This is a genomic window from Noviluteimonas lactosilytica (assembly GCF_020866925.1).
In the GTDB taxonomy this organism is placed as follows: Bacteria; Pseudomonadota; Gammaproteobacteria; order Xanthomonadales; family Xanthomonadaceae; genus Noviluteimonas; species Noviluteimonas lactosilytica.
Window position 1 is genome coordinate 1,609,110 of sequence record NZ_JAJGAK010000001.1, and the last position, 26,287, is coordinate 1,635,396.

Annotated in this window: 23 protein-coding genes; 9 read left to right on the top strand and 14 right to left on the bottom strand. The window is 68.5% G+C overall.

Annotation, left to right across the window (positions count from 1 at the left end; translation table 11 throughout):
- Positions 1–7 precede the first annotated feature (7 nt).
- Positions 8–1,246, top strand: a complete 1,239-nt coding sequence (locus LK996_RS07735; protein WP_230526539.1) for a heme biosynthesis protein HemY — start codon at positions 8–10, stop codon at positions 1,244–1,246.
- A gap of 66 nt (positions 1,247–1,312) precedes the next feature.
- A complete protein-coding gene (gene hemF, locus LK996_RS07740; protein WP_230526540.1) occupies positions 1,313–2,251 on the top strand; it encodes an oxygen-dependent coproporphyrinogen oxidase in 939 nt (312 codons plus the stop codon).
- Between the two features lie 24 nt (positions 2,252–2,275).
- On the opposite strand, the gene LK996_RS07745 is transcribed toward hemF, so the two are convergent.
- Entirely contained in the window at positions 2,276–2,746 is a 471-nt protein-coding gene (locus LK996_RS07745) for a DUF421 domain-containing protein (RefSeq protein WP_230526541.1), read from the bottom strand.
- A 323-nt stretch (positions 2,747–3,069) separates the two neighbouring features.
- On the bottom strand, positions 3,070–5,847 hold the full coding sequence (gene polA, locus LK996_RS07750; protein WP_230526542.1) for a DNA polymerase I: 2,778 nt from the start codon (positions 5,845–5,847) through the stop codon (positions 3,070–3,072).
- 94 nt (positions 5,848–5,941) lie between these two features.
- Here polA and LK996_RS07755 point away from each other — a divergent pair, with 94 nt between their 5' ends.
- Positions 5,942–6,259 (top strand): DUF2782 domain-containing protein, encoded by a 318-nt coding sequence (locus LK996_RS07755; protein ID WP_230526543.1) that lies wholly within the window; start codon positions 5,942–5,944, stop codon positions 6,257–6,259.
- Between the two features lie 12 nt (positions 6,260–6,271).
- Positions 6,272–6,469: a hypothetical protein gene (locus tag LK996_RS07760; RefSeq protein ID WP_230526544.1), complete on the top strand. Its 198-nt coding sequence runs from the start codon at positions 6,272–6,274 to the stop codon at positions 6,467–6,469.
- A 21-nt stretch (positions 6,470–6,490) separates the two neighbouring features.
- On the opposite strand, the gene uvrD is transcribed toward LK996_RS07760, so the two are convergent.
- The 6 genes from uvrD to LK996_RS07790 form a co-directional block, all read right to left on the bottom strand.
- Complete coding sequence (gene uvrD / locus LK996_RS07765; RefSeq protein ID WP_230526545.1) at positions 6,491–8,668, bottom strand: DNA helicase II; 2,178 nt, start codon at positions 8,666–8,668, stop codon at positions 6,491–6,493.
- Between the two features lie 34 nt (positions 8,669–8,702).
- Positions 8,703–9,359, bottom strand: a complete 657-nt coding sequence (locus LK996_RS07770; RefSeq protein ID WP_230526546.1) for a TIGR00645 family protein — start codon at positions 9,357–9,359, stop codon at positions 8,703–8,705.
- A 68-nt stretch (positions 9,360–9,427) separates the two neighbouring features.
- On the bottom strand, positions 9,428–11,149 hold the full coding sequence (locus LK996_RS07775) for a GAF domain-containing protein (protein WP_230526547.1): 1,722 nt from the start codon (positions 11,147–11,149) through the stop codon (positions 9,428–9,430).
- Between the two features lie 13 nt (positions 11,150–11,162).
- The gene (locus LK996_RS07780; RefSeq protein ID WP_230526548.1) at positions 11,163–11,753 is read right to left on the bottom strand and encodes a biliverdin-producing heme oxygenase; all 591 of its coding nucleotides are present in this window, start codon (positions 11,751–11,753) and stop codon (positions 11,163–11,165) included.
- 83 nt (positions 11,754–11,836) lie between these two features.
- Positions 11,837–14,173 carry a S9 family peptidase gene (locus LK996_RS07785; protein ID WP_230526549.1) on the bottom strand — a complete coding sequence of 779 codons (2,337 nt, stop codon included), beginning with the start codon at positions 14,171–14,173 and terminating at the stop codon, positions 11,837–11,839.
- A gap of 99 nt (positions 14,174–14,272) precedes the next feature.
- A complete protein-coding gene (locus LK996_RS07790) occupies positions 14,273–14,971 on the bottom strand; it encodes a YdcF family protein (RefSeq protein WP_230526550.1) in 699 nt (232 codons plus the stop codon).
- A 184-nt stretch (positions 14,972–15,155) separates the two neighbouring features.
- Here LK996_RS07790 and LK996_RS07795 point away from each other — a divergent pair, with 184 nt between their 5' ends.
- Genes LK996_RS07795 through LK996_RS07815 form a run of 5 tightly spaced genes read left to right on the top strand, consistent with a single transcriptional unit; the run spans position 15,156 to position 20,859 of the window.
- Positions 15,156–16,349: a beta-ketoacyl-[acyl-carrier-protein] synthase family protein gene (locus LK996_RS07795; protein WP_230526868.1), complete on the top strand. Its 1,194-nt coding sequence runs from the start codon at positions 15,156–15,158 to the stop codon at positions 16,347–16,349.
- Positions 16,346–17,131: a beta-ketoacyl synthase chain length factor gene (locus LK996_RS07800; protein WP_230526551.1), complete on the top strand. Its 786-nt coding sequence runs from the start codon at positions 16,346–16,348 to the stop codon at positions 17,129–17,131. The genes LK996_RS07795 and LK996_RS07800 overlap by 4 nt, the downstream gene beginning before the upstream one ends.
- Positions 17,124–17,948 carry a glycosyltransferase family 2 protein gene (locus tag LK996_RS07805; protein ID WP_230526552.1) on the top strand — a complete coding sequence of 275 codons (825 nt, stop codon included), beginning with the start codon at positions 17,124–17,126 and terminating at the stop codon, positions 17,946–17,948. The genes LK996_RS07800 and LK996_RS07805 overlap by 8 nt, the downstream gene beginning before the upstream one ends.
- The gene (locus LK996_RS07810; RefSeq protein WP_230526553.1) at positions 17,945–19,606 is read left to right on the top strand and encodes an NAD(P)/FAD-dependent oxidoreductase; all 1,662 of its coding nucleotides are present in this window, start codon (positions 17,945–17,947) and stop codon (positions 19,604–19,606) included. The genes LK996_RS07805 and LK996_RS07810 overlap by 4 nt, the downstream gene beginning before the upstream one ends.
- Positions 19,603–20,859, top strand: a complete 1,257-nt coding sequence (locus LK996_RS07815; RefSeq protein ID WP_425493734.1) for a cation:proton antiporter domain-containing protein — start codon at positions 19,603–19,605, stop codon at positions 20,857–20,859. Before LK996_RS07810 ends, LK996_RS07815 begins: the two co-directional genes overlap by 4 nt.
- 48 nt (positions 20,860–20,907) lie before the next feature.
- On the opposite strand, the gene fabG is transcribed toward LK996_RS07815, so the two are convergent.
- From fabG to LK996_RS07845, 6 genes are read right to left on the bottom strand one after another with little or no spacing between them, the layout of a single operon-like run.
- Entirely contained in the window at positions 20,908–21,633 is a 726-nt protein-coding gene (gene fabG, locus LK996_RS07820) for a 3-oxoacyl-ACP reductase FabG (protein ID WP_230526555.1), read from the bottom strand.
- Positions 21,630–22,070, bottom strand: coding sequence for a hotdog family protein (locus LK996_RS07825; protein ID WP_230526556.1), 441 nt, complete (start codon positions 22,068–22,070; stop codon positions 21,630–21,632). The genes fabG and LK996_RS07825 overlap by 4 nt, the downstream gene beginning before the upstream one ends.
- Positions 22,067–24,406: an MMPL family transporter gene (locus tag LK996_RS07830; RefSeq protein WP_230526557.1), complete on the bottom strand. Its 2,340-nt coding sequence runs from the start codon at positions 24,404–24,406 to the stop codon at positions 22,067–22,069. The genes LK996_RS07825 and LK996_RS07830 overlap by 4 nt, the downstream gene beginning before the upstream one ends.
- Entirely contained in the window at positions 24,403–25,071 is a 669-nt protein-coding gene (locus LK996_RS07835) for a LolA-related protein (RefSeq protein ID WP_305068720.1), read from the bottom strand. The genes LK996_RS07830 and LK996_RS07835 overlap by 4 nt, the downstream gene beginning before the upstream one ends.
- On the bottom strand, positions 24,983–25,981 hold the full coding sequence (locus LK996_RS07840; RefSeq protein WP_343225855.1) for a lysophospholipid acyltransferase family protein: 999 nt from the start codon (positions 25,979–25,981) through the stop codon (positions 24,983–24,985). The genes LK996_RS07835 and LK996_RS07840 overlap by 89 nt, the downstream gene beginning before the upstream one ends.
- Positions 25,978–26,271 (bottom strand): ApeI family dehydratase, encoded by a 294-nt coding sequence (locus LK996_RS07845; RefSeq protein WP_230526558.1) that lies wholly within the window; start codon positions 26,269–26,271, stop codon positions 25,978–25,980. The genes LK996_RS07840 and LK996_RS07845 overlap by 4 nt, the downstream gene beginning before the upstream one ends.
- Between the last annotated feature and the right edge of the window lie 16 nt (positions 26,272–26,287).

A 26,287-nucleotide genomic window follows, 5' to 3' on the forward strand; every position in this document is an offset into this window, starting at 1 on the left:
AGGCGCCATGAACCTGTTCCGCAACCTGCTGTTCTGGATCGTGCTCGCGCTGGTCGGTGCATTGGTGGCGCAGTTGCTGGTGCAGGATCCGGGCGAAGTGCTCGTCCGCTATCGCGGCCACGATTACCGCAGCACGCTGGTCGGCGCGACGCTGGTGCTCGCGCTCGCGTTGCTCGGCCTGTGGCTGGGGTGGATGGTGATCACGCTGCCGTTCCGCGGCTGGCGGGGATTTCGCCAGCGCCAATCGCGCCTGCGCCTGACCGACGGCCTCAACGCGTTGCAGCAGGGCCACTGGGCGCGCGCGGAAAAGCTGCTCGAACTCGCCTCCGAGCGTGACGAAGCCGCCGCCGTGGCGCGCGTCGCCGCCGCGCAGGCCGCCGATGCGCGCGGCGATGCGAACGCCGCGCAGCGTCATCTCGATGCACTCGCCGAACGCGCACCGATCGCCAGCGCCATCGCGCGTGCACAACGTGCGTTCGCGACGGGCGCGCCGGCCGAAGCGCTCGCGATCCTCGATGCGCCCGCCGCGCAACCGTTGCCGCCGCGCGGCCTGGTCTTGCGCGCCGACGCGCTGGTCGCGCTCGGCCGCGCGAACGAGGCGTACGGGATGCTCGGCGCGATGCGCCAGCAGCAAGCCTTGCCGAACGAACGCCTCGACGCCTTGCAGGCGCGCTGGGCCGCAGCCGCATTGATCGAATCGCCCGACGCCAACGCCCTAGCCGATCGCTGGGACGCGTTGCCGAAGCCGCTGCAGTCCGACCCGGCCGTCGTGGGCGCCTACGCATCGCGCGCTGCCGGCATGCGTTGGGAAGACGCGGCCGCGCGCAACATCGAGCAAGCGCTGGCGACGCAGTGGGACGAATCGCTGGTCGAGCGCTACGGCGCGCTTCCCACCACCGCGATCGACGCACGCCGCGCGCAACTCGAGCGTTGGCTCGCCGCGCACCCGGAAAGCCCCGCGACGCTGCGCGCGCTCGCGCGCCTGCAACCCTGGCCGACCGCCGAAGGCACGCTGCATCGCGCGGTCGCGCAAGGCGGCGGCGCGCCCGCATGGGAAGCGCTTGCCGAAGGCTATGCGACCGCGGGCGACGCGGAAGCCGCGCGCCTGTCGTACGCGAACGCGCTGCGCGCCACGCGCGGCGAACCGACCGTCGAACTGCCGAACCGCGACCTGCGCGACCGCATCCTCGACGAGGCCGCGATCGAAATCCGCGACGAACACGGCGTCCCGCGCCTGCGCGAGTGAGGAACAGGTGGGCAAGGGACCAAGCCCGCCGGATCGCCGAGTCCGCGTCGCCTTAGAATGCCGCGCATGCACACCCCCGCCGATGTGGAAGACGACGCCGGTTTTGATCGCGTCCGCGATTACCTGACCGGATTGCAGGACCGCATCTGCGCGGCCATCGAAGGCGCGGACGGTGTCGCGCGCTTCCGCGAAGACCCGTGGACGCGCGCGGAAGGCGGCGGTGGCCGCACGCGCATCCTGCGCGACGGCGCGGTGTTCGAGCAGGCGGGCATCGGCTTCTCGGATGTCTCCGGCACGAAGCTGCCGCCGTCGGCGACCGCGGCGCGCCCCGAACTCGTCGGTGCGACGTGGCGCGCGGTCGGCGTCTCGCTCGTCTTCCATCCGCGCAATCCGTACATCCCGACGACGCATGCGAACGTCCGCCACTTCCGCGCGATGCGCGACGGGAAGACGGTCGCATCGTGGTTCGGCGGCGGCTTCGATCTCACGCCGTTCTATCCCTTCGACGACGACGTGCTGCATTGGCACCGCACGGCACGCGCGCTGTGCGATCCGTTCGGCGCGCAGGCGCGCTACGACGCGCACAAGAAATGGTGCGACGAATATTTCTTCCTGAAGCACCGCAATGAAACGCGCGGCGTCGGCGGCCTGTTCTTCGACGACCTGCACGAAGACTTCGAACGCGACTTCGCCTACCAGCGCGCGGTGGGCGACGGCTTCCTCGATGCGTACCTGCCGATCGTCGAGCGTCGCCGCGACGTCGCGCATGGCGAACGCGAACGCCAGTTCCAGCTGTATCGCCGCGGGCGCTACGTCGAGTTCAACCTGGTCTACGACCGCGGCACGCTGTTCGGATTGCAGAGCGGCGGGCGCACCGAGTCGATCCTGATGAGCCTGCCGCCGCTGGTGCGCTGGGAATACGGCTTCGCGCCGGAAGCGGGCAGCGACGAAGCGCGATTGATGGACTATCTGCGCCCGCGCGATTGGTTGAACGAACTCGCTTGATCGCGGCGCGTCGTCGCGACGCGCTCAGCCGCGATCCTTCGGCACCACGCTGATCCGCCCGTCGGTTTCGAGGATCGCGATCTCGACATCTTCGAGCCGCAGCTCGCCGTTCTGGCGCAGCGCTTCCTCGAAATCGTTGCGACTGACGAGTTGGTGCCGCAGCACCTGCTCGAACAATCGCCCGTCGCGCGCGAGCACCACCGGGACGCCTTCGATCAACTTCTCCGCCACGCGACTGCGCGAACTCAGGAAGCCGGTCGTCCAGTTGAGCGTGATCAGCACCGCGGCGAGTAGCAGTCCGCCGACCAGCGATTGATCCGAACCGAGCAGCGCGTTCTGCACCGCGTTGCCGAGCAGCACGATCAGCAGCACGTCGAACGGCGTGAACTGCCCCATCGTCCGTTTGCCGGAGAGCCGGATCATGCCGAGCAGCACGACGTACACGACCACCGCGCGCAGCACGTACTCCCAGACGGGCATCGACAGCTCGAACATCGGAGGTCCCCCAGTCGATCGGCTCGCCGCGACTCTATCGCAGGCTACAAATGCACCGCCTACAAAATCTGCAGGCAATAAAAAGCCCCGCTGGCCAGGGGGAGACCGGCGGGGCTGGGGAGCGGGACTTGGGGAGGAGTCGCGCTCCGGGGATCACTCCAGGGGAGGGAGAGATCTGCGTCAGACCTTGCATCTGACGCGAGCTATATGACCATCCGGTACATGGACAGTTCGTGAAGATTTCAGTTAAGAAACCGTTGGATTCAGGAAGAATTCATTGCCTCGGGAGAGGCCTCACAAACCACATTTGTGCGACAAGCTCGTCAGTGGGCTTCGTCCCAGTTCAGACCCTGCCCGGCGTCGACGACCAGCGGCACCCGGAGCTCCGCCGCCGCGGCCATCCGGTCCTTCGCACCGGCCACCAGTTCCTCCACGAACGCCTCCTCGACCTCGAACACGAGTTCGTCGTGGACCTGCAGGATCATCAGCGCACGGCCGCCCAGCCCGGCGAGCCAGCGGTCGATCTCGATCATCGCCCGCTTCACGATGTCGGCGGCCGTGCCCTGCATCGGCGCGTTGATCGCCGCGCGCTCGGCGCCTGCGCGCAGGCCCTGGTTGCGGGCCTGGATGTTCTCCAGGTGCAGGCGGCGGCCAAAGACTGTCTCGACGAAGCCGCGCTCGCGCGCTTCCTGGCGCGTGCGTTCCATGAAATCGCGCACGCCCGGGTAGCGCGAGAAGTACAGCGCGATGTAGTCCTGCGCTTCGCCGCGGCCGATGCCCAGCTGCTTCGCCAGGCCGAACGCGCTCATGCCGTACATCAGGCCGAAGTTAATCGCCTTCGCCGCGCGACGCTCGTTGTTGGTGACTTCCTCGATCGTGCGACCGAACACTTCGGCGGCGGTCGCGCGATGGATGTCGTCGCCGCTGGTGAATGCGCGCAGCAGGTTCGGATCTTCCGACAGATGCGCCATGATCCGCAGCTCGATCTGCGAGTAGTCGCACGCGACGATGCGGCGGCCTTCCGGCGCGACGAACGCGCGACGGATGCGGCGCCCGTCGTCGGTGCGGATCGGGATGTTCTGCAGGTTCGGGTCCGACGAGGCCAGGCGCCCCGTCGCCGCACCGGCCTGGTGGTAGCTGGTGTGCACGCGGCCGGTGGACGGATTCACCATCTCCGGCAGCTTGTCGGTGTAGGTGCTGCGCAGTTTCGCGAGGCCGCGGTATTCGAGGATGACCTTCGGCAACTCGTGGAGGTCGGCGAGCGCTTCGAGCGCTTCTTCGTTGACGCTCGGCTGCCCGGTCGAGGTCTTCACCTGCACCGGCAGCTTGAGTTCCTCGAACAGCAACTGGCCGACCTGTTTCGGCGAATCGAGGCTGAAGGTGCGGCCCGCGAGATTGGTGGCGAGCTGCTGCGCGTCGAGCATGCGCTTGCCGAGGTCGGCGGACTGGCGCCGCAGTTCGGCGACATCGACGAGCACGCCGTTGGATTCGATGCGCTCCAGCACCGGCACGAGCGGCATCTCGATGTCGCGGTACACGGCGTCGAGCGACGGTTCGGCCGCGATCTTCGGGCGCAGCACCGCGTGCAGGCGCAACGTCACGTCCGCGTCTTCGGCGGCGTAGCGCGTCGCGTCTTCCAGCGACACGTGCGAGAACGGGATCTGCTTCGCGCCCTTGCCCGCGACATCCTCGTAGCGCACGGTGTCGTAGCCGAGGTAACGCTTGGCGAGCGAATCCATGTCGTGGCGACTCGCACCGGCGTTGAACACGAAGCTCTCCAGCATCGTGTCCTCCGCGTAACCGCGCACCGCGACGCCATGCGTGCGCAGCACGTGCAGGTCGTACTTGCCGTGCTGGCCGATCTTCTTCTTCGACGCATCGGTGAACAGCGGGCGCAGCGCGTCGAGCACGTCCTCGCGCTTCAACTGCGCGGGTGCGCCCGGGTAATCGTGGCCGAACGGGATGTAGCAGCCCGCATGCGCCTGCGTGGCGAGACTCACGCCGACGAGGTTCGCGGTGTGGGCGTCCAGCGAATCGGTTTCGACGTCGAAGGCGAAGGCATCGGCGGCCTGGAGTTTCGCGATCCACGCATCGAGCTGTTCGCGCGTGGTGACGGTCTCGTACTCGCCCTTCTCGCCGAGCCTGGGATCCGGCGCTTCCGCCGACGCAGCCCCCGTGCGCGCCCAGCCCGCTTCGGTGCCGCGCATCGACACCTTGCGTTCGGTCGCGCCCGGTGCGGGGGTGCCGTCGAGATCGCGCAGCGCCGCGTTGAAGCCGTAGCGCGCGTACAGCGTGCGCAGCGTGTCGACGTCGCGATCGCGCAGGGTCATCGACTTCGCAGGCTGATCGAGCGGCACGTCGGTCTTGATCGTCACCAGCTCGCGGTTGAGCGGCAGGCGCGGCAAGGCGGTGCGCAGGTTCTCGCCGATCTTGCCGCCGATCTTTTCGGCGTTCTCGATCACGCCGTCGAGCGTGCCGTATTCGGCGAGCCACTTCGCGGCGGTCTTGGGCCCGCACTTGTCCACGCCCTTCACGTTGTCGATCGCATCGCCCATCAGGGCGAGCATGTCGACGATCTGGTTCGCACGGACGCCGAACTTCGCGATCACGGCTTCGTCGGTGTCGAGCACGCTGCCGCTCATCGTGTTGACCAGGCGGATCGAACCGCCGTCGTCGAACGGCTGCAGCAGCTGCGCGAAGTCCTTGTCGCCGGTGGAGATGGTGACCTCCGTGCCTTCACGCGCGGCTTCGAGCGCGAGCGTACCGATCACGTCGTCGGCTTCCACGCCGGCGATGCGCAGCAACGGGAAGCCCAGCGCCTGCACGATGTCGCACATCGGCTGCACCTGCGCGCGCAGGTCGTCGGGCAGCGCCGAACGATTGGCCTTGTACTCGGGATACAGGTCGTCGCGGAAAGTTTTTCCCGGTGCGTCGACCACGAAGACCGCGCAGTCGGGACGCTCGGCGAGCGTCGCCCGGAGCATGTTCACGACGCCGAACAGCGCACCGGTCGGTTCGCCGGCGCTGTTGGTGAGCGGAGGAAGCGCGTGGAACGCGCGATACAGGTACGAGGACCCGTCGATCAGGACCAATTTTGGCATCCGGGGATTCTACGGCCCGTCCGACGAACCGACACGGCGCCGACACCGGCCGGGCGTAAGCTCGAGTTCCGTTCGGCGGAGAAGGAGGACTGCCATGACCCAGGTTTCCCTCGTACGCGCGCTGGCCGCGGCCGCCTTCACGGCGTTGCTGGCGGCGGGCTGCGCCACCACCGCCGACGACCCGTCGCAGCCGCCGCCGATCCCCGAAGGGGCCCAGCAGGCCACGCGCACCCACGCCAACGGCGATGTCATCACCGAGTACCGCGTCGGCGGTTCGCTCGCGATGGTGCGCGTGGTGCCGAAGAACGGGCCGACGTACTACGTGACCGACACCGACGGCGATGGCCACGTGGATCGCAACAGCGACGGCACGCGCAACGTGCCCGTCTATTTCAAGCTCTATGGCTGGTAAGCGGAGGACGCGATGACCAAGCTCGACAAGCCCATGCGACGCGAACTGCAGATCGGCGATCAGCTCTACACACTGACGATCGCGCCGGAAGGACTGAAGCTGGTCGAGAAGGGCAGGCGCAAGGGCATCGAACTCGCGTGGTCGGCGCTGGTGAACGGCGACGCGGCCCTGGCGAGCGCGTTGCAGGCCGCGGTCGCCGACGCGCAGTAAGCGGCGTCGCGTCACGCCGGCTCAGGCCGGCGTGAGGTTCGCGAATCCCAGCACGAGGATCTTCATCCCCACGTCCTCGAAGTTGACGTGCACCTGCGTGTGCGCGCCGCTGCCTTCGTAGCCGATCACGACGCCCGTGCCGAACGTGCCGTGGCGCACGACCGAGCCGAGCTTGAACGGTGGCGGGCTGGCCACCGCCGCCACGGCCGTTTCGCGACGTCCCTGCGCCATGTACGGGCGCGAGACCTGCACTTTCGGCCGCACTTCGTTGATCAGCGCCGCGGGAATCTCGCGCAGGAAGCGCGAAGGAATGCCGTACATGTCGGAGCCGTGGATGCGGCGCGCTTCGGCATACGACAGCACGAGTTTCTCGCGCGCACGCGTGATGCCGACATACGCCAGGCGACGCTCTTCTTCCATGCGCCCCGGTTCTTCCGACGACCTGGTGTTCGGGAACAGGCCCTCTTCCAGGCCCGCGAGGAACACCAGAGGGAACTCAAGGCCCTTCGCGCTGTGCAGCGTCATCAGCTGCACGCCATCCTCGCCCGACTGCGCCTGGCCCTCGCCCGCTTCGAGCGCGGCGTAACTCAGGAACGCGACGAGTTCGCTCAACGCCGCCGACTCCTCGTCGTCGCCGTGCTCGAAGCGCGAGGCGACCGACACGAGTTCGTCGAGGTTGTCGGTGCGCGAATCGAGCTGGCCCTTCGATTCGTTCGCGTAGTGTTCGCGCAGGCCGCTGCGCTGGAGCACGTGGTCGATCTTTTCCTGCAGCGGCAGCGCGTCGGTCTCGACCTGCAGGCCTTCGACCAGCAACACGAAGCCGGCGAGTGCGTTGCGCGAACGCGCGGCGAGCACGTTGCCTTCGCTCGTGCGCTTCGCCGCGTCCCACAGCGGAATGCCGTCGGCGCGCGCGACGCGGCGCACTTCGTCCAGCGTGCGCTCGCCGATGCCGCGCGCCGGCGTGTTGACCGCGCGCTCGAACGCCGCGTCGTCGGCGCGATTGGCCACCAGCCGCAGGTACGCGAGCGTGTCCTTGATTTCCGCGCGTTCGAAGAAGCGCATGCCGCCGTACACGCGATACGGGATCTGTTCGGCGAGCAGCGATTCTTCGAAGGCGCGCGACTGCGCGTTGCTGCGATACAGGATCGCGCATTCCCCGTGGCTGCCGCCGTCGCGCACCCACTGGCGGATGCGTTCGATCACGAAGCGCGATTCGTCGATCTCGTTGAACGCCGAATACAGGTCGATCGGATCGCCCGCGCCCGCATCGGTCCACAACTGCTTGCCGAGGCGATCGGGGTTGTGCGTGATCACCGCGTTGGCGGCATCCAGGATCGTCGAGGTCGAGCGGTAGTTCTGTTCCAGGCGCAACGTGGTCGCGCCCGGGTAGTCGCGCAGGAAGCGCTGCACGTTCTCGACCTTCGCGCCGCGCCAGCCGTAGATCGCCTGGTCGTCGTCGCCGACCACGAACACGCGCCCGGTGTCGCCCGCGAGCAGGCGCACGAAGCCGTACTGGATCGCGTTGGTGTCCTGGAATTCGTCGACCAGCAGGTCGCGGAAGCGATGGCGGTAGTGCGCGAGCAGGCCCGCGTTGTCGCGCAGCAGTTCGTGCGCGCGCAGCAGCAGCTCGGCGAAATCGACCAGGCCCGCGCGATCGCAGCGCTCCTGGTAGGCCTCGTACGCGCGCCGCATCGTGTCCATGAACCAGTCGCTGCCCGGCTGGATGTGCTGCGGGCGGCGGCCTTCGTCCTTCTGCGCGTTGATCCACCACATGATCTGGCGCGGCGGGAAACGCGTGTCGTCGAGTTCGAGTTGCTGCACGACGCGCTTGACCAGGCGCAGCTGGTCGTCGGAATCGAGGACCTGGAACCCTTCCGGCAGCCTGGCGTCCTGGTAGTGCAGGCGCAGCAGGCGATGCGCGAGGCCGTGGAAGGTGCCGATCCACATGCCGCGCGAACCGTGGCGCAGCAGGTGTTCGGCGCGATGCCGCAATTCGCCCGCGGCCTTGTTGGTGAAGGTGACCGCGAGGATGCCGTGCGCCGGCACCCCCATCACTTCGTTGAGCCACGCGATGCGGTGCATCAGCACGCGGGTCTTGCCGCTGCCGGCGCCCGCGAGCACGAGGTAGTGCCCGGCGGGCGCAGCGACGGCTTCGCGCTGCGCCGGATTCAGCGCATCAAGCAAATGAGAGACATCCATCCCGGCATTTTACGTGCCGGGCGTCGTGGACGCTTCAGTGCGCGTGTGCGTGTTCGCGCTCGCGCTTCGCGGCGCCGCCGGTCATGAGCTTGTCGGTCCACGCGATGCCCAGCGCCGACAGGATGAACACGCTGTGGATCACCGTCTGCCAGAGCACGCCATGCATCGTGACGTTGGTGCAGGCCTTGAGGCCGAGGTTCTGGGCGATGTAGGGCTTCATCGCCTCCATCGCGGCCAGGCCTTCGGGCGTGCTGCACAGGGGCAGGCCGTTGACCATACCGACCTCGATGAACGTCTTGAGCAGGTGGATCGAGGAGATGCCGATGATCGCCATCGCCAGCTTCACCTTCAGCACGCTGGCGTTGACGTGGCTCAACCACTCCGGCTGGTCCGGGTGGCCTTCCAGGCGCAGGCGCGAGACGAAGGTTTCGTAACCGCCGACGATCACCATCACCAGCAGGTTGCTGATCATCACCACGTCGATCAGGCCGAGCACGATCAGCATGATCTGCTGTTCGCCCAGGTGCGGCGTCTCGGTGATGAGGTGGACCAGCTCCTTGACGAACAGGTAGACGTACACGCCCTGCGCGACGATCAACCCGAGGTAGAGCGGGAGCTGCAGCCAGCGCGAGGAAAAGATCAGCGCGGGAAGGGGATTGAGGCGGCCGTTCTTCGGGGCGACGTCGGACATTCGGAGGTCTTGTGCAGGCAACGAGGCCGTCGAGTCTACTCGACGGCGGCGCCCGTTCGGCGCGGCGCCTACTCGATTGCGCTTCCGTGCATCAGCTGGCGCAGTTCGGCCTCGAGTTCGGCGATGCGTGCGCCGATGCGCGCGGTCTCTTCGTCCTCGAGGTGGCCGAGGCCGTCGAGCAGCGCGCCGAGCTGGTCCAGCCGCGACTTCTGCTCGGCGATCACGTGGCGGCGGCGGAACATGCGCATGTCGCGCACGTTGACGGCGTCGTCGGGCAGCGGTTGCCACGGGCGTTCCTGCAACAGCCAGCGCAGGCGTTCGGCGGCGCTGCGATCGGCGTCGCTCCACGGCATCGCGTGGCCGCGCACCGTTTCGCGCCAGCTCGCAAAGCTCTTGCGCGGCGCGATGCGCACGCCGTCGTCGGTCGACACCATGGGCTTGCGCGGATCGCCCGCCCACACCACGTCCTCGACCTGCTCGGCGCGGAAGAACAGCAGCCAGTCGTCGCGGCGACCGAACGGGATCGCGAGCACGCCGGCGAGGCCGTCGTTGGCGTTCGGAATGGCCCAGGTCGCGGCGATGTTGGTCGCGGGCAAGCGTTCGACGCCATGCCTGCGCGCCCATTGCAGCGCGTTCGACAAGCCTTCGAGCGTCGGCGTGCGGCCGTGCGTGGTCCATTGGCCATCGCTGCGCAGGGCGATGCCGTCGCAGGGCAGCATCGCGTCGAGGATGTCCATCGTCTCGCCGAGCGCGGTCGCGATGTGTTCCTGGCCCGTCAGGCGCAGCGCGAGGCGCTCGCGGGCGTCGCGGGCGCGGTCGTCCTGCAGTGCGGAGATCGTCTGCTCGGCCGCGGCGACGCGCATCGACACGAACAGGCTGAACATGTCCGCGGCCGCGCGCACCGACGGCGGCACCAGGCGCGGTTCGCGGTGGTGGCACGCGATCAGGCCCCATAGCCGCCCGTTGCCGACGATCGAGATCGACATCGATGCCCCGACGCCCATGTTCTTCAGGTATTCGATGTGCACCGGCGACACGCTGCGCAGCATGTGCTGGCTGAGATCGAGCGGCGCCCCGCCGGCGTCGACGCCCGGCAGGATCGGCACCGGCGTGTACATGACATCGGGGATCACGCGGATGCGATTGCGCACGTACAGGGCGCGCGCCTGCGCGGGAATGTCGGACGCGGGATAGCGCAGGCCGAGGAACGGTTCCATGTCGTCGGCGCGCGCTTCGGCGATCACTTCGCCCGCGTCGTCGTGGCGGAAGCGATAGATCATCACGCGGTCGTAGCCGGTGAGCGCGCGGATTTCCTCCGCGGTGCGCTGGTGGAAGCCGCGCATGTCGATCGCCCCGCTGACGCGCGCGATCATGCGCTGCGCGACGACGGTCGGCGTCTGCCGCGCGGGCAGGCCATCGCGCGGTTCCAGTTCGATGTGGACCAGCCCGTCGGCGACGTGCACGACGAAATCGCACAGGTGCGCCATCGCCCCGATGTTGCCGATCGCCGCGCGCTGCGGCGGCGCGCCCGGTTCGAGCATGTCGATCACTTCGAGCAACGGCGTCAGGACTTCGTCGGCGACGTGCTCGCGCAGGCTGTGGCCGATGACCGCTTCGGGCGCCATGTCGAGCAGCGCGGCGACGTTGGCCGACGCGTGCTGCACCGTCCAGTCGGGCAGCGAACAACTCAGGAGGTAGCCGTGCGGCTGGATCGCGCCGCTGAGATGGATCGGTTCGCGCGCGCAATCGGCGTCGGCGACGGACGCAGGCGTTGGCGTCGTGGGGTCCATGCGTTGGCGTTCCTCAGGTAAGCGGCGTGCAGGCGAGCTCGGCGCGGTGGAATTCGTGTTCGGCCGACGCGAAGGCGCGCGCGGCGGATTCGAGCATGCTGCGTTCGCCGGCGCCGTCGAAATCGGCGCGCTCGAGCGCGGCGACGAAGGCGCGCCAGCGCTTGCCTGCGCCAAGTCCGCCGTGGCGGAACAGGAAGGTCGCGCCGGTGCCCGGTCCGTGGCCGAGCGCTTGCGCATCGCCCACGAGCTGGGTGGCGCCGAGCGCGGAGCCTTCGATCACGTACAGCAGCCCCGCGGCGTCGGCGTCGCTGTCGATCGCGATGCGCGGGCTTTCCGGCAACGCATCGAGCGAAAGGACGGCGAGGTCTTCCACCAGCCAGGACGCACGCGCCGGGTCGCGCCATGCGCCCCACGTTGGGCCGAGCTTCGCATCGGCGAGCGCGCGTTCGGCATTGGCCACGAACGCATGCATCCCGAGCAGGTAGGTGCGGTAATGCACGGTGTTGCGAATCCCGAGCGCGAAGCGCGCGTCGAGCCGCACGTGCGCGGAGCCGGTGGCTCCGCGCAGGCGATCGCGATATCCGTTGTCGGCTGCGGCGGTCATCGAAGGCACCTTACACGATGCCTTCGACGCCACCTTCACCGCGCTGCACGGCTACTGACTGATGAATTTCAGCGCGGCCAGCTTCACTTCGGCAACTTCACTTCGTATTCGGCCGGATGTTCAGCGCCGAGGAGGTTTTCGACGAAGTAGTCCCAACGCTTGCGCATGACGTACGGCGAGTACTCGCCGTAACCGTGGCGCGCGTTCGGCAGGAGCAACAGGTCGAAATCCTTGTTCGCCTTGATCAGCGCATCGACGACGAGCAGCGTGTTCTGCGGCGGCACGTTGTCGTCCATCAGGCCGTGCATCAGGAGCAGCTTGCCCTTCAGCTTGTTGGCGTGCGACTGGTTGGCCTGGTCGTCGTAGTTGGTCTTGCCGTCCTTCGACGTGGTCAGCAGGCCCTGCCACTTTTCCGCCCAGTCGTCTTCGTAGTTGCGGTTTTCGTGGTTGCCGCTCTCGGCGATGCCGACCTTGAAAAACTCGGGGTAGCGGAACATCGCCGTGCCCGTCGCGTTGCCGCCGCCGGAGTGACCCCAGATGCCGACGCGCGTCAGGTCGATCCACGGATAGCGCTTGGCGAGTTGCTGCATGCCGGTGACCTGGTCGGGCAGCGTGTTGTCGCCGATGTTCTTCGCGTACGCGTCGTGGAAGGCCTTCGAACGATACGGCGTGCCCATGCCGTCGATGGCGACGACGACGAAGCCGAGTTCGGCGAGCGCCTGGTTGTCGCCGTGCGACGGCGCGAAGCCGTAGGTGCGCACCGAGCCGACCTGCGGACCCGGGTAGATGTAGTTGACGATCGGGTACTTCTTCGACGGATCGAAGTTCGACGGCTTGAACATCGTGCCGTAGAGGTCGGTCTTGCCGTCGCGCGCCTTGACCACGATCGGTTCCGGCGCGACCCAGCCCGCGGCCGTGAGGCGCGTGATGTCGGCCTTCGCGACTTCGGCGAGCACCTTGCCATCCTGCGCGTCGCGCAACACGGTCACCGGCGGCACGGCCGTCGTCGAATACGTGTCGACGACGTACTTGCCGTCCTTCGACAGCTTGAACGCGTGCTGCGCGTCTTCCGGCGACAGCAGCACCGGGTCGCCGCCATCGAGGTTCACGCGGTACAGGTGCTGGTGGTACGGGTGGTGGCCTTCTTCGCGATTCACGCCGGTGAACCACACCGTGCGCGATTCGGGGTCGAGGCGCACGACTTCGGCGACGTTCCACTCGCCTTCCGTGACCTGGCGCTTCAGCTTGCCGGTCGACAGGTCATACAGATAGAGATGGCCCCAGTTGCTGCGCTGGCTCCACCACAGGATCTCGTTGCTTTCCGGCAGGTAGCGCCAGTTGATCGCGTTGATGCCGGATTCGAACCAGTTCTTCGCGTCTTCCTGGAAGACATCGCGCACTTCGCCCGTCGCGGCATCGGCCGTGCGCAGCCACGTCTTCTGGTGATCGCGCGAGGTCGAAGCGAAACCGATCGACTTGCCGTCCTTCGACCACTGCACGTCTTCCCAGCCGCCGAAGCAGCTGACGTCGTCGCACTGGGTCGAACGATGCTGGTCGGGCGGCATCTTCAGGCGCACGACGTTTTTCGAGGGCACGTCGATCACGACGCGCTCGATCATCGTGATGTCCTTGTCGCCGACGAACGGGTACTTCCACGTTTCGATCTTCGGCGCACCGACATTCGTGCCGACGAGCGCCATCGTGCTCGTCTTGCGCTGGTCCTGCTGGAAGGTCGCGATCTTCGACGAATCCGGCGACCACACCAGGATCGCGCTGTCGTCGTGCACCCAGCCGGCGTTGTTGGTGGCGTAGCCGAAATCCTTCACGCCGTCGGTGGTGAGCTGCGTTTCCGCGCCGGTGGCGACGTCGCGCACCCACAGGTTCCAGTCGCGGATGAAGGCTTCGCGCTTGCCGTCGGGCGAGACGTTGGCGGGGCCGTCGCCGTCCTTCGCCTTCGTCGTGGGCTTGGCGACGCAGCGCGGCTTGCTCACGTCGCACAGGTAACGCACGCCCTTCACCGAGAAGTCGTAACGGCCATCGGCATTGAGGCCGACGCCCTGGATCGACTTGTCGAGGCGCTTGGCATCGACCGGCTTGCCGGTCGCGGCCTGCAGGGCCTTGGCCATCTTTGCGTTGTCGAACGCGGTGGTCGACTGGCCGGTGGTCGCATCGGTGCGCACCATGCGGACGCCGTTGGCGTCGTTGTCGAACCACACGAACGTCTTGTCGTCGAGCCACGTCACGCCCGTCGCGGCGTGGTCGACCAACGGATTCGTGTTCTGGGACAGCATCTTCACGGCGCGGTCGTAGTCCGCCGCCGTGACCTGCGCGGGCGACTGCGCCCACGCATTCGAAGTCAGCGCAAGCGTCGCGCCCACGGTCAGCGCACGCAGCGCCCCGCGTTGAACCTTCACACCCATGATCCCCTGCCTGTTGCAGCTACCGGAAGCGCCCGATGCTATCGCAACCGCACGGGGGTTCGGCCCGTGCCTGAGGTCCCGGCCATGAGGACCTGCGTCTCAGGTCACCCGCTTCAGCATGCGTTCGTCGCCGATGAAGCGCGCCCAGCGCGTGCCGATGTCGCTCCAGCACACGAAGTACGCCTCGGCGGCGATGTGCAGGAAGGTGGCCGGCCGCATCGCGAGGCGTTGTTCGGCCGCGCACAGCTCCCAGTCGTAGCCAAGCTGGCCGGCGAACAGGGCGCAGCGTGCGAGGTGGTAGCGGTTGCTGAGCAGGGTCACGCGGCGCGGTTTGCCGTCGGTCGGGATTTCGGCGATCAGCAGGTCGCGGGCGTTGCGCAGGTTCTGCAGGGTGTCGCGCGATGCGCCTTCCAGGCGCAGCGTCGGGCCCTGCGCGAGGTTGCGCGCGAGGAGTTCGCGTCGCGCGACTTCCGCTTCGCTCGGTTCGTGCGGTGCGCCGCCGCCGAGCAGGATCACGTCGCGGGGCGGGCGCTCGCGCCACACCGTGGCCGCGCGTTCCAGGCGCGCGGCGAAGTCCGCATCGATGCGGCCCTGCGGCGCGTGCTTGCCGAACACCAGCACGCAGTCGCCTTGTTCGGGCACGCACGGCGCCTTGCGCGCAACGCGCAGCACGTGGACGAAGTAGACGACATACACCAGGCCCGCACTCAGCAGGCACGCCAGCAGCGCGACCACGCCGGTGTGCAGCACATCCGGGTCGGCGGCGAGGCGGAGGCGATGGGCGACGCGGGTCGGCATGACCGCAGAGATGGGGATTTCGGGGGAGATGTAAAGCACGTGAATGATAGTCCCCGCGCGGCGCGCCATCACGCCGGTTGTCCACGGGGGCATGGCTATACTCACCCCGACTTTCGACGACCGCCCATCGCTGGAGCCGCGCTTGCCCTTCGATTCGATGCCGCAAGGCTCGCCCGCTTCGCCCATGCCGCCGCTCGCGATCCGTCGCTACACCGCGACCACCGCCCTCGGCCACGGGCGCGACGCGCAGCTGAATGGGCTGCGCGAGGGCCGCGGCGGACTCCGCCGCAACGATTTCGGGGGCGACGAACGTTTGGATTGCTGGATCGGCCGCGTCGACGGCCTCGAATCCGAAGCCCTGCCCGACGCGCTCGCGCAATGGGAATGCCGCAACAACCGGCTCGCGTGGCTCGCGCTGCGCCAGGACGGGATGCTCGATGCGGTCCGTGAGGCGCGCGCACGTTTCGGCGCCGACCGCGTCGCGTTGGTGATCGGCACGTCGACCTCGAGCATCGGCGCGAGCGAGGAAGCCTACGCGCGCCTCGTCGATGCGCCCGATGGCCAGCGTGCCTTTCCGAAAGACCTGCAGCGCCCGATCGTCCACACGCCGCATTCGCTCGGCGATTTCGTGCGGCATGCGACGGGGTTGAACGGGCCATGCGTGACGGTCGCGACCGCGTGTTCATCGAGCGCGAAGGTGTTCGCACAGGCGGCGCGCCTAATCCACGCCGGCCTCGCGGACGCCGCGCTGGTCGGCGGCGTCGATACGTTGTGCGGCAGCGTGCTGTTCGGCTTCAACTCGCTGGGCCTGGTGTCGCAGGACAAGTGCAAGCCGTTCGACGCGACGCGCGATGGGTTGTCGCTCGGTGAAGCCGGCGGCTTCGCGCTGCTCGAACGCGCCGATGCGTCGCACGCGGGCCTCACGTTGCGCGGCTACGGCGAATCCAGCGACGCGCACCACATGTCGCATCCGCATCCCGAAGGCCTCGGCGCGCGCCTGGCGATGGGCGATGCATTGCGTCGCGCGGGCCTGCAACCCGCCGACATCGGCTATCTCAACCTGCACGGCACCGCGACGCCCGCCAACGACACGATCGAAGCACAGGCCGTCGCCGCGATGTTCCCGGAAACGCTGCACGCCAGTTCGACGAAGGGCTGGACCGGCCACACGCTCGGCGCCGCAGGCATCGTCGAATCGGTGATCGCGATGCTCGCGCTCGAACACGGCGTGCTGCCCGGCATCCTCAACAGCAGCGAACACGATCCCGCGTGCGGTCCGCAGATCCGCTTCGATAACCAAGACCGCGCTGTGCGTTACGCGATGAACAATTCCTTCGGCTTCGGCGGAAACAACTGCTCGCTGGTGTTCGCCGCATGAGCACGCTCGCCGCGACCGTCGAAGGCATCGGCTTCTGGAGCAACGGCCTGCCGGACTGGAACGCCGCGCGCGCCTTCGTGCGCGACGGCACGCAACCGGAAGCCGCGCCCGCGCGTCCGTCGCCGCAACTGCTCGCGCCGAACGAACGCCGCCGCGCGCCCGACACCGTCGCGGTCGCGCTCGAAGTCGCGCTCGCCGCGTGCAACGACGCCGGTCGCGATCCGCGCGCGCTTCCGTCGGTGTTCGCCTCCACGCACGGCGACCTCGGCATCACCGATTACATGTGCGCGACGCTCGCGGCCGATCCGCGCTCGATCTCGCCCACGCGCTTCCACAACTCCGTGCACAACGCTGCCGCCGGTTACTGGACGATCGGCGCGGGCTGCACGCAGGCCACCACCGCGATCAGCGCGCACGCGGCGAGCTTCGCCGAAGGGCTGGTCGAAGCGTTGGTGCAGCTGGCGGCGGGCGAAGAGGCGGTGTTGCTCGTCGGCTACGACGGCAGTTCCTCGGGTCCGTTGTCGCCGATTTCGCCGAGCGCCGGGCTGCTCGGTGGTGCGCTGGTGCTTTCGCGCGCCGCGAAGCCCGATGCGCCGCGTATCGAAGTGCGCGTGCAGCAGGGCGACACACCCGCGGCTACGACCCGCCTGTCGGGCCTCGCCGGGACGAACGCGATGGCGCCGATGCTGCCGTTGTTCGAGGCGCTCGCAGGCACGGCGTCCGATGTGCGATTGTTTGCCGGCAACGGCCGCACCCTGCAGGTGGATATCGCGCATGGTTGACGTCAACGCCCTCGCCCGCCGGACCTGCGTCGTCATCCCGGCGCTCAACGAGTCGCTGCGGATCCGCGAGGTCGTCGAAGGCGCGCTGTCGCATTGCCCGAACGTCATCGTGATCGACGACGGGTCGGATGACGGCACGTCGGAGTGCATCGCGGATCTTCCGATCCTGCTGCTGCGCCACGAACAACGCCGCGGCAAGGGCGCGTCGCTGCGCGAAGGATTCGCCGAAGCGCTGGCCCGCGGCTTCAGTGGCGTGCTGACGATGGATGGCGATGGCCAGCATCTCGCCGACGACATTCCGCGCCTGCTCGATGCGGCGCTGCGTTATCCGGGATCGATGATCGTCGGCTCGCGATTGCGCAAGCGCGCGCAGCAGCCGTTCCATCGCCGCTGCGCGAACGAGTTCGGCGACTGGGGCATCTCGTGGGGCTGCGGTTATCGCATCGCCGACACGCAGAGCGGCCAGCGCTATTACCCCGGCAACGTGTGCGCACTTGGCGACGTGCCGGGCGAAGATTTCGTGTTCGAAGCGCAGATCCTGATTTCCGCGGCGCGCGAACTCGGCGTGCGCGTGGTCTCGGTGCCGATCGAATCGCGTTACCAGGGGCCGGGCGTCGCGGGGCAGTTCCGCAAGAGCCACTTCCGCCCGCTGCGCGACCTGTATCGCATCACGTCGCATGTCGTCGGCCAGGTCTTGTCGCTCGACGACGTCCTCGCCGAATACCGTCGAACGCGCAACACGCCGCCGGTGATCCACGATCCGAGCGGCGAGTTCGCCGCGCCCCCGCCACTGCGCTCGGTGCAGGAGCGCACATGAGCGCGCAGGCCGACGTCGTCATCCTCGGGGGTGGCCTCGCCGGCCTGGCACTTGCGATCCAGCTGCGGCAGCGCGATCCGTCGATCGCGGTCACCGTGCTCGAACGGCGCACGCATCCGGTGCGCGAGGCCGCGTTCAAGGTCGGCGAGTCGACCGTGGAGATCGGCGCGCATTACTTCGCCGATGTGCTTGGATTTCGCGAGCATCTCGAGACGCGGCAACTGCGCAAGTTCGGGTTTCGTTTCTTCTTCAGCGAAGGACGCGAAGACCTCGACCGCTGCACCGAACTCGGCGTCAGCGAATTGTTGCCGACGCCGTCGTGGCAACTCGATCGCGGGCGATTCGAAAATTTTCTCGGCGAACAGGCGCGCGCACTCGGCGTGTCGTTCCTCGACGGCGCGACGGTGCGCGCGGTGGACCTCGCGCAGGGCGATGCGCCGCACGTCGTGCAATACGATCATGCGAACGCGACCTGCGCGATCGCAGCACGCTGGATCGTCGACGCCGCGGGCCGCGCGAGCCTGCTCAAGCGCAAGCTCGGTTTGCTCGAAGCCAACGACCACGATGCGAACGCGGCATGGTGGCGCGTCGATGGTTACATCGAACCGCAGGACTGGTCGCACGATCCGGAATGGCTCGATCGCTGCCATCCGCCCGCGCGCTGGCGTTCGACCAACCACATGTGCGGGCCGGGCTACTGGTTCTGGCTGATCCCGCTGGCGTCGAACGCGCATTCGCTCGGCATCGTGTGCGACGCGAAGCTGCATCCACTCGACACGATGAACACGCACGCGAAGGCGATGGACTGGTTGCGCACGCACCAGCCCGGCGTCGCGCGCGCCGTCGACAAGCCGGAACACGCGCTGCAGGACTTCCTGTTCTTCCGCCACTTCTCCTTCGGCTGCAAGCAGGTGTTCTCCGGCGATCGCTGGGCGCTGACCGGGGAAGCGGGGTTGTTCCTCGATCCGTTCTATTCGCCGGGCAGCGACTTCATCGCGATCAGCAACACGTACGTGTGCGACCTGATCGCGAAGGACCGCGCGGGCGAACCGTTCGCGCCATACGCGGCGATCTACGAACAACTCTACAAGTCGTTCTACGAAAACACGCTGACGCTCTACCAGGACCAGTACCCGCTGTTCGGCGATGCGCAGGTGATGCCGCTGAAGGTGATCTGGGACTACACGTATTACTGGGCGCTGCTCGCGCCGATCTTCTTCGGCAAGCGGCTCACGGCGATCGCGTTGCTCGGGCGGTTGCGCGATGCGTTCGGGCTCGCGCGCGATCTCAACGTCGCGATGCAGGCGTTGCTGCGCGCGTGGTTCGAGCACAACGCGGGGGCGCCGGCGCCCGATGGCCGCTTCCTCAACCAGTGGTCGATCGACTGGTTCCATGAAATGAATCGCGCGCTCAACGACGCGCTCGACGACGCGGCGTTCGAAGCGCGCCTGCGCGCCAATGTCGCGCGCATGCGCTGGCTCGCGGCGGAAATGCTCGGCGAGGCCCGGCGCGACCATCCCGCGATCGACGACCATGGCCTCGATGCGCTGCTCGCGCCGTATCGCGAGGAAGACCGCGACGCGCCGGCGTGCCTCGACGACGCCTGGTATGCGCGCGTGCGCCAAGCGGTTTCCGATCCGTCCACCATCGAGGCCTGAATCCCGTGATGCACTCGCCGCTGTTGTTGCAGCTGGTCGTCATCCTTGTCGTCGCGCGCGGGTGCGGATTATTGCTGAAGGTTTTCGGCCAGCCGGCGGTGATCGGCGAGATGGCGGCGGGGTTGGTGCTCGGACCGATCGTGTTCGGTGCGCTCGCGCCGGAGGTGCATGCGGAATTGTTCGCGAAGGAATCGCTCGGCGGCCTGACCTCGTTGTCGACGCTGGGCCTGGTGCTCTTCATGTTCATCGTCGGCGTGGAATTGCGTGCACCGGATGGCGTGCGCGCGCAGGTCCGCGCGGCCGGCTGGGTCGGCGTGCTCGGCGTGTTGCTGCCGCTGGCCGCGGGCTTCGCGATCTCGCCGTGGTTGCACCCGCTGGCGCCCGCGGGCGTGGGGTTCTTGCCGTTCGCGCTGTTCATGGCGGCGGCGATGTCGATCACCGCGTTCCCGGTGATGGCGCGCATCCTCAAGGAACGCGGGATGACGCAGACGCGACTGGGTCGGCTCGCGTTGAGTTCGGCGGCGATCGCCGACGTGTTCGCCTGGATCATGCTCGCGTGCGTGGTCGCGCTGATCGGTTCCGGCGACGGCACGGCGGGCTTGCTGCGCACGTCGCTCGGGACCGTCGCGCTGCTCGTGTTCGTGTTCGCCGTGTTGCGTCCGTTGTATGCGTGGTTGCTGCGGCGCTTCGCGCCGACCGGCGCGCCGTCGCAGATGTTGCTCGCGGCGCTGCTCGTCGGTGCGATCGGTTGCGCGGCGATCACCGAATGGCTCGGCCTGCACGCGGTGTTCGGCGCGTTCCTGTTCGGCGCGTGCCTGCCGCGCGACGATCGCCTGCTCGGTTGCCTCGTCGAACGCCTCGAGTACCTGGCGATCGTGTTGCTGATGCCGATCTTCTTCGCGCTCGCGGGGTTGAACACGACTGCCGATGCCTTCGTCGGCGCGGGCATCGGCGCGATGTTGCTGGTGTTGCTCGCCGCGATCGTCGGCAAGGTGCTGGGCGGCGCGGCGGGTGCACGCATCGCCGGTTACGGCTGGCGCGAGAGTTTCGCGACGGGCGCTCTGATGAACGCGCGCGGCCTGATGGAACTGATCGTGATGAAGGTCGGCCTGGACGCCGGGCTGATCGGGCCGTCGCTGTTCACGATGTTGCTGGTGATGGCGTTGGTGACGACGGTGATGACGGGGCCGATGCTGACGTTGTTCGGCGGACGTTCGCCGGCGCTCGTCGATCCGTCGTCCGAGCGGGCGTGACGCTTACGTCATTCCCGATTACGTCGCCCCTGGTGACAGCATTCCCGCTTACGTCATGCCGCCGTCGACGCCGATCACCTGCCCGTTGACGTAGCTCGCGTCCTCCGAGCAGAGGAACGCCACGACCGCGGCGATCTCGTCCGGTTTCGCCGCGCGGCCCGCGGGCACCATCTGCTTGATCGCTTCCGGCGGAAACGCCTCCGCGGCCATCGCACCTTCGACCACGCCGGGCGCGACGACGTTGACCGTGACGTTGCGCGAGGCCATCTCGCGCGCGAGCGATTTGCTCGCGCCGTGCAACGCGGCCTTCGCCGCGGCGTAATTGGCCTGTCCGCGATTGCCGAGCACCGCGGCGACCGACGACACGCTCACGATGCGGCCCCAGCGCGTGCGTGCCATCGGCAGCAGCAGCGGTTGTGTCACGTGGAAGAAACCGTGCAGCGAGACATCGATGACGCGACGCCATTGTTCGGTCGACATGCCGGCGAGCGGTGCGTCGTCGTGGATGCCCGCGTTGTTCACGACGACCTGGATCGGGCCATCGGCAAGCAGCGTGTCGATCGCCTGGCGCGATGCGGCTTCGTCGGCGACGTCGAACGCGATCGCCTGCGCGCTGCCGCCGTTGGCACGGATGTCCGCGACGACGGCTTCGGCGCGCGCGAGGTTCGCGTTCGCATGCACGATGACGTGCGCCCCGTCGGCCGCGAGCCACCGGCAGATCGCACCGCCGATGTCGCCGCTGCCGCCGGTCACGAGGGCGCGTCGCTGGGTCATGGCACTGGCTCCTGTCGAAGCATGACGGCGGCGCGGCCTTCGGCCAGCAGCGTGCCGCGGTGGCGGATGGCGAAGCGATATTGCTGCGCGTCGTCGCTCGCGATCAACGCTTCGGCGTCGCATTCGAGCGGACCGGGCAGGTCGTCGATGCGCGCGCAGTGCAATTCGACGCCGCGCAGCGCGACGAGCATGCCGGGCGGCGCGACGCCGCCGCGTTCTCGCGCGAGCAGGCCGCCGTGCACGGCCATCGCCTGTGCGCCGTATTCGCACAGGTGCACGGCGCGCAGCAGGTCGCCGCTGCGCAGCGGATGCGCGGCGTCGCGGTGACCATTGCTGCGCAGTTCGACGCGCGTTGCATCCCAGGCGATCACTTCATCCCACAGGCACATCGCGCCGGCGTGCGGCACGAGCGATTCGATGACCTCGCGGCCGATCATGCGACTTCCTTGTGCGGATGCCTTGCGATCAACAGGCCGAGCACGAAGTTGCCGACGACGCCGAGCGTCACGGTCGCGCCGATCGCGCGCAGCACGGGGATCGACGACAACCCCAGCAGTGCGAATACGAGCAACGTCATCGCGCTGCACACCAGCACGGCGTGCAACGTGCGCACTTGCTCGTGGCGATCGTCGCCCGCGTGTTCGAAGAACAACGCGTAGTCCAGGCCCAGCCCCGCGGCGAGGATCAACGCGACCAGATGGAACAGCGTGAGCTCGACGCCCAGCGCGCGCAGCACGGCGAGGATCACCAGCGTCGTCACCGCCATCGGCGCGAGCACGCGCCACGTGCGCGGCCACGAACGCAGCGCGATGCGGACCGCCGCGATGAGCAGCAGCGCGGCGAGGCCCAGCGCCCACAACACGCGCTGGCGATAGGCGGCGACGAGCGATTCGGAGGCGGCCTTGAGGTCGACGAGTTGGCCGCCCGCGCGTTCGGCGATCGCGGCCACCTGGTCCGGCGCGGCGAGGCCGATCAGCGACACGAGCGCGGTCGCGTGGCCGTCGCGTCGCAGCAGCAACGCGTCGAGGCGCACCTGCAACGGCGTGCCCTCGAGGTCCTTCGGTTGCAGCACGCGTGCGTGGCGCGCGGCTTCGACATCGGCGAGGAACGGCGCGAACACCGCGCTGTCGCGGAACGGCGAGGCCTTCACCGCGACGTCCAGCGATTTGCGCAGCGCCTCGGGTTCCGGCAAACGCGCCTGGCGTTCGCGTTGCGTGCGCTGGCTCGGGAGGAATTGCGCGGGATGTTCGAAGCCCGCGAGCCAACCCTTCGCGCGCGCGCCTTCCAGGCCCGCGGCGAGGCGTTCGCTGCGTTGCAACGCATCTTCGACATCGCGTCCCGTCAGCGCGATCACGTAACGCACGTCGGGTGCGCCGAGTTCCTGGCGCAACTGCGCATCCTGCGCGAGCGCATCGGGCGGCACGGGCGTGAGGCGCGAGAGATCGTTCTGCCAGAACGGACCGGGTGCGAGCGCAGCAACCGCGGCGGCTGCGAGCGCGAGTCCGAACACCGCCGCACGCGGTTGCGGCAGGCGCGCGACCCACGCGCGCAGGCGTTCGAGCCATTGCGACGTCGCGGGATCGCGCAGGTCCGGATCGACGAGCGCGGGCAACAGGAAGCGCGTCGACAACGCAGCCGTCGCCAGGCCCACGATCGTGAACACCGCGAGTTGTTCGAGCCCGTCGACGCCCGACACGAAGAACGTCGCGTACGCGATGCACGTCGACGCCACGCCCGTCGCGAGTGCCGGCCACAGCGCGCGCACGCTCGCATACGGCTGCACGCCGGTGCGCTGGTGGCTGAAGAAGTGGATCGGATAGTCCTGCACCACGCCGATCAGCGTGAAGCCGAACGCGATGGTGATGCCGTGCACGTCGCGGAACAGCAACGCGACCGCGCCCAGCCCGGCGAGTCCCGCGCTCGCGAGCGGCAATGCGCCGAGCACGGGGATCTTCCAGTTGCGATAGGCGACGAACAACAGGAGCAGCAGGCCGATCGTGTCGATGAACCCGATCCAGCGCGCTTCGCGTTCGGTGCGTCCGCTGATTTCGACGGAGAACGCGCCGGGCCCCGTCATCGACAGGCGGCCGGGCGCATCGCCCCGCGCTTCCGCATACGCCGCGTTGATCGCGCCCACCGCATCCGCCTGGCCAGCGGGATCGAACCCCGGCGCGCGCGTCTGGATCGCGAGCAACGCCTGCCCGCCGCCGCGATCGAACCACACGCCATGCACGCGATGCGGTGCGGTGCCCGGCGCCCAGCTTTCCGCGAGCGCGAGCGTTTCGAGCGTCGGATCGCTCGGCACCAGCGGTTCGATCATCGCGGCCGCGGGCGAACCGAGGTCGGCGACGCGCGACTGGACCTGGTCGGCGAGGTAATCGGTGTCGAGGCGTTCGGTGTCGAGCGTTCGTGACAACAGATAGCGATACGGACGCAAGCGATCGGGGAAGGATTCCAGGCCGCCTTCGCCATTGGCGACGAAGGTGAAGCGCTTGTCGTCCGCGAGCGCCGCGCGCAGCGCGCGCGATTGCGACGCGAGCGTTTCCTCGTCCGCGCCCGACAACGCGGCGAGCAGCAGCCGCGAGCCCGGCCCTTCGCCGAGTTCGTCGATCAGCAACTTCTGTTCGGCGGTGCGCGGCGCCGGCATGAAGCGACGCAGGTCGCCGCTCAGGTGCAGGTGTTGCGCGATGAACCAGCCCGCGATCGCGAGGATCGCGAGCCACGACGCGGCGAGCGCGATCCGCGCGGCGGGTCGCAACGGCGCGTCGGTCATCGCGCCGTGCACAGCGCGGCGAGCTTGTCGGCGCTGGTGGTGCCGCGTGCGCTGCGCGCGGCGCCCGCGAGCAGCGTGCGTTGCATGTCGCCCTGCACCGGGCGCGTTTCGATGCAGCGCAGTTCCGCGCCGCGGCCGTGCAGGACGATGTCGCGCACCTTCGCGGCGAGTGCCTTGTCGCGCGGCACCAGCTGCAGCGACCAGGCCTGGCGCGTGCCGCTCGCATCGATTTCGTAGAAACGTTCGAGCAGGTCGCGATCACCGGCCAGCATCGCGCCGAAGCTCGCCTGCAGGCCCTGCAACTCGGGTGCGCGATCGAGCGAGAACGTGCGTACCTTGCCGTTGCGTTCGATGCGCGCTTCGCCGTTGCGGATCGTCGTCGTCTCCGCGTACGGCGCATGCACCGCGCGCACGAGCGTGTCGTCGGTGGGCCGGCTGTACTGGCCTTCGATGCGCAGCGGCGCCTTCAGCAGCTTCGAGCCGCGCACCTCGACGAAGTCGGTGTGGGTCGGCGCGGGGCGCGTGAGTTTCGACAGGATCCAACCCGCATCGATCGCCGACGCGGGCACCGAGGCTTCAGGCGGCGCGGCCGACGCCGCCATCCACGGCATCGCCAGCAGGGCGAGCAGGCAGGCCGTCGCGCGTCGTTGCTTGCGGCTGGTCATCCGAGGGCGCTCCGGTGGCTTGCCAGTAATCGTAGAAGTTGAACCAGTTGTACGGCGCGTTGCGTGCGTGGTGTTCCAGGCGCGCGGCGTAACGGCGGGCCATGTCGCCCAGCACCTGTGCGCGATCCTGCCGCTTGATCCTGATCGGCCCGCTGAACGGCTCGAAGACCAGTTCATACCGGTTGCCGCCGCGATACAGGCCGAAGGCGAGCACGATCGGCGCGTGCAGCACGGCAGCGATCAGCCATGGCGAGCTCGGCAACGGCGCGGGCGCGCCGAGGAATTCCACCGGATACGCGCCTTCGCCCGGATGCATGCGGTCGACCAGCAGCGCGACGATCGCGCCTTCGGCGATGGCCTGCTGGATCGCGAGCACGACCGACGGGCCGTCCTGGCTCGCATCGATCACGGTCGCGGCGATCTCCGGGTTCAGCGCATCGAGCAACTGCGTCATCGCCGGGTTGTGCGCTTTCTCCAGCACCACGCGCAGCGGCACGTCGGGACGCGCGCGCGCCAGCACGCGCAGGACTTCGAATGAGCCCAGGTGCGAGCCGAACAGCAGCACGCCGCCGTGGGTATCGAGCGCTTCGTGCAACTGGTCGACGCCCTGCACGCGCACGTCGAAGCGGCGCATGTCTTCGCCGAGCAGGAACACGCGGTCGAGGATGGTCGAGGCGAATGTGTGGATGTGGCGCGCGACGTCGAGCAGGCGCGCCGGCTTGCCCATCGCGCGTGTGAGGTAGGCGCGCGACGCGCGGCGTTCCGGTCCGCGCATCACCAGGAAATACGCGACGATCGGATACAGGAACGCGCGCGCGACGACGCGGCCGCCGCGCCGCGCGATGGTGCGGATCAACCAGATCGCGAACCAGCCGCCGCCTTCGGGGCGTTCCTTCCAGTGCGTGCTCATGCGCGCACCACTTCGCCCGCGGCGATCGGCGCGCCGTCGCGCGTGACGCAGAAGCGCCAGCGATCGGCGCCGCCTTCGGGTGCGCCGGGCTCGATGGCGATGTCCGCGACTTCGCCCGGCAACAACGGCTGCACGAACTTCACCTGTGGCAGGCGCATCGCACCCAGCGGCCCGTGCCGCGCCTCGATCGCCTCGATCACGCGATCCAGCACCACCACGCCGGGCACGACCGGGCGCCCGGGAAAATGGCCGGGCAGGCTCGGGTGATCGTGCGGAATGGCGAACTGCATGGGACGGGCGGGCCTG

What these genes read in the sequence shown, in the direction of transcription:
- LK996_RS07840 (WP_343225855.1), bottom strand. Translation starts at nt 25,981, where the DNA reads ATGAGCACGCACTGGAAGGAACGCCCCGAAGGCGGCGGCTGGTTCGCG.
- LK996_RS07780 (WP_230526548.1), bottom strand. Translation starts at nt 11,753, where the DNA reads ATGACCGCCGCAGCCGACAACGGATATCGCGATCGCCTGCGCGGAGCC.
- LK996_RS07790 (WP_230526550.1), bottom strand. Translation starts at nt 14,971, where the DNA reads ATGCCGACCCGCGTCGCCCATCGCCTCCGCCTCGCCGCCGACCCGGAT.
- hemF (WP_230526540.1), top strand. Translation starts at nt 1,313, where the DNA reads ATGCACACCCCCGCCGATGTGGAAGACGACGCCGGTTTTGATCGCGTC.
- LK996_RS07770 (WP_230526546.1), bottom strand. Translation starts at nt 9,359, where the DNA reads ATGTCCGACGTCGCCCCGAAGAACGGCCGCCTCAATCCCCTTCCCGCG.
- LK996_RS07760 (WP_230526544.1), top strand. Translation starts at nt 6,272, where the DNA reads ATGACCAAGCTCGACAAGCCCATGCGACGCGAACTGCAGATCGGCGAT.
- LK996_RS07835 (WP_305068720.1), bottom strand. Translation starts at nt 25,071, where the DNA reads ATGACCAGCCGCAAGCAACGACGCGCGACGGCCTGCCTGCTCGCCCTG.
- LK996_RS07775 (WP_230526547.1), bottom strand. Translation starts at nt 11,149, where the DNA reads ATGGACCCCACGACGCCAACGCCTGCGTCCGTCGCCGACGCCGATTGC.
- LK996_RS07800 (WP_230526551.1), top strand. Translation starts at nt 16,346, where the DNA reads ATGAGCACGCTCGCCGCGACCGTCGAAGGCATCGGCTTCTGGAGCAAC.
- LK996_RS07830 (WP_230526557.1), bottom strand. Translation starts at nt 24,406, where the DNA reads ATGACCGACGCGCCGTTGCGACCCGCCGCGCGGATCGCGCTCGCCGCG.
- LK996_RS07825 (WP_230526556.1), bottom strand. Translation starts at nt 22,070, where the DNA reads ATGATCGGCCGCGAGGTCATCGAATCGCTCGTGCCGCACGCCGGCGCG.
- LK996_RS07745 (WP_230526541.1), bottom strand. Translation starts at nt 2,746, where the DNA reads ATGTTCGAGCTGTCGATGCCCGTCTGGGAGTACGTGCTGCGCGCGGTG.
- LK996_RS07755 (WP_230526543.1), top strand. Translation starts at nt 5,942, where the DNA reads ATGACCCAGGTTTCCCTCGTACGCGCGCTGGCCGCGGCCGCCTTCACG.
- uvrD (WP_230526545.1), bottom strand. Translation starts at nt 8,668, where the DNA reads ATGGATGTCTCTCATTTGCTTGATGCGCTGAATCCGGCGCAGCGCGAA.
- LK996_RS07785 (WP_230526549.1), bottom strand. Translation starts at nt 14,173, where the DNA reads ATGGGTGTGAAGGTTCAACGCGGGGCGCTGCGTGCGCTGACCGTGGGC.
- LK996_RS07735 (WP_230526539.1), top strand. Translation starts at nt 8, where the DNA reads ATGAACCTGTTCCGCAACCTGCTGTTCTGGATCGTGCTCGCGCTGGTC.
- LK996_RS07845 (WP_230526558.1), bottom strand. Translation starts at nt 26,271, where the DNA reads ATGCAGTTCGCCATTCCGCACGATCACCCGAGCCTGCCCGGCCATTTT.
- LK996_RS07810 (WP_230526553.1), top strand. Translation starts at nt 17,945, where the DNA reads ATGAGCGCGCAGGCCGACGTCGTCATCCTCGGGGGTGGCCTCGCCGGC.
- polA (WP_230526542.1), bottom strand. Translation starts at nt 5,847, where the DNA reads ATGCCAAAATTGGTCCTGATCGACGGGTCCTCGTACCTGTATCGCGCG.
- LK996_RS07795 (WP_230526868.1), top strand. Translation starts at nt 15,156, where the DNA reads ATGCCGCCGCTCGCGATCCGTCGCTACACCGCGACCACCGCCCTCGGC.
- fabG (WP_230526555.1), bottom strand. Translation starts at nt 21,633, where the DNA reads ATGACCCAGCGACGCGCCCTCGTGACCGGCGGCAGCGGCGACATCGGC.
- LK996_RS07805 (WP_230526552.1), top strand. Translation starts at nt 17,124, where the DNA reads ATGGTTGACGTCAACGCCCTCGCCCGCCGGACCTGCGTCGTCATCCCG.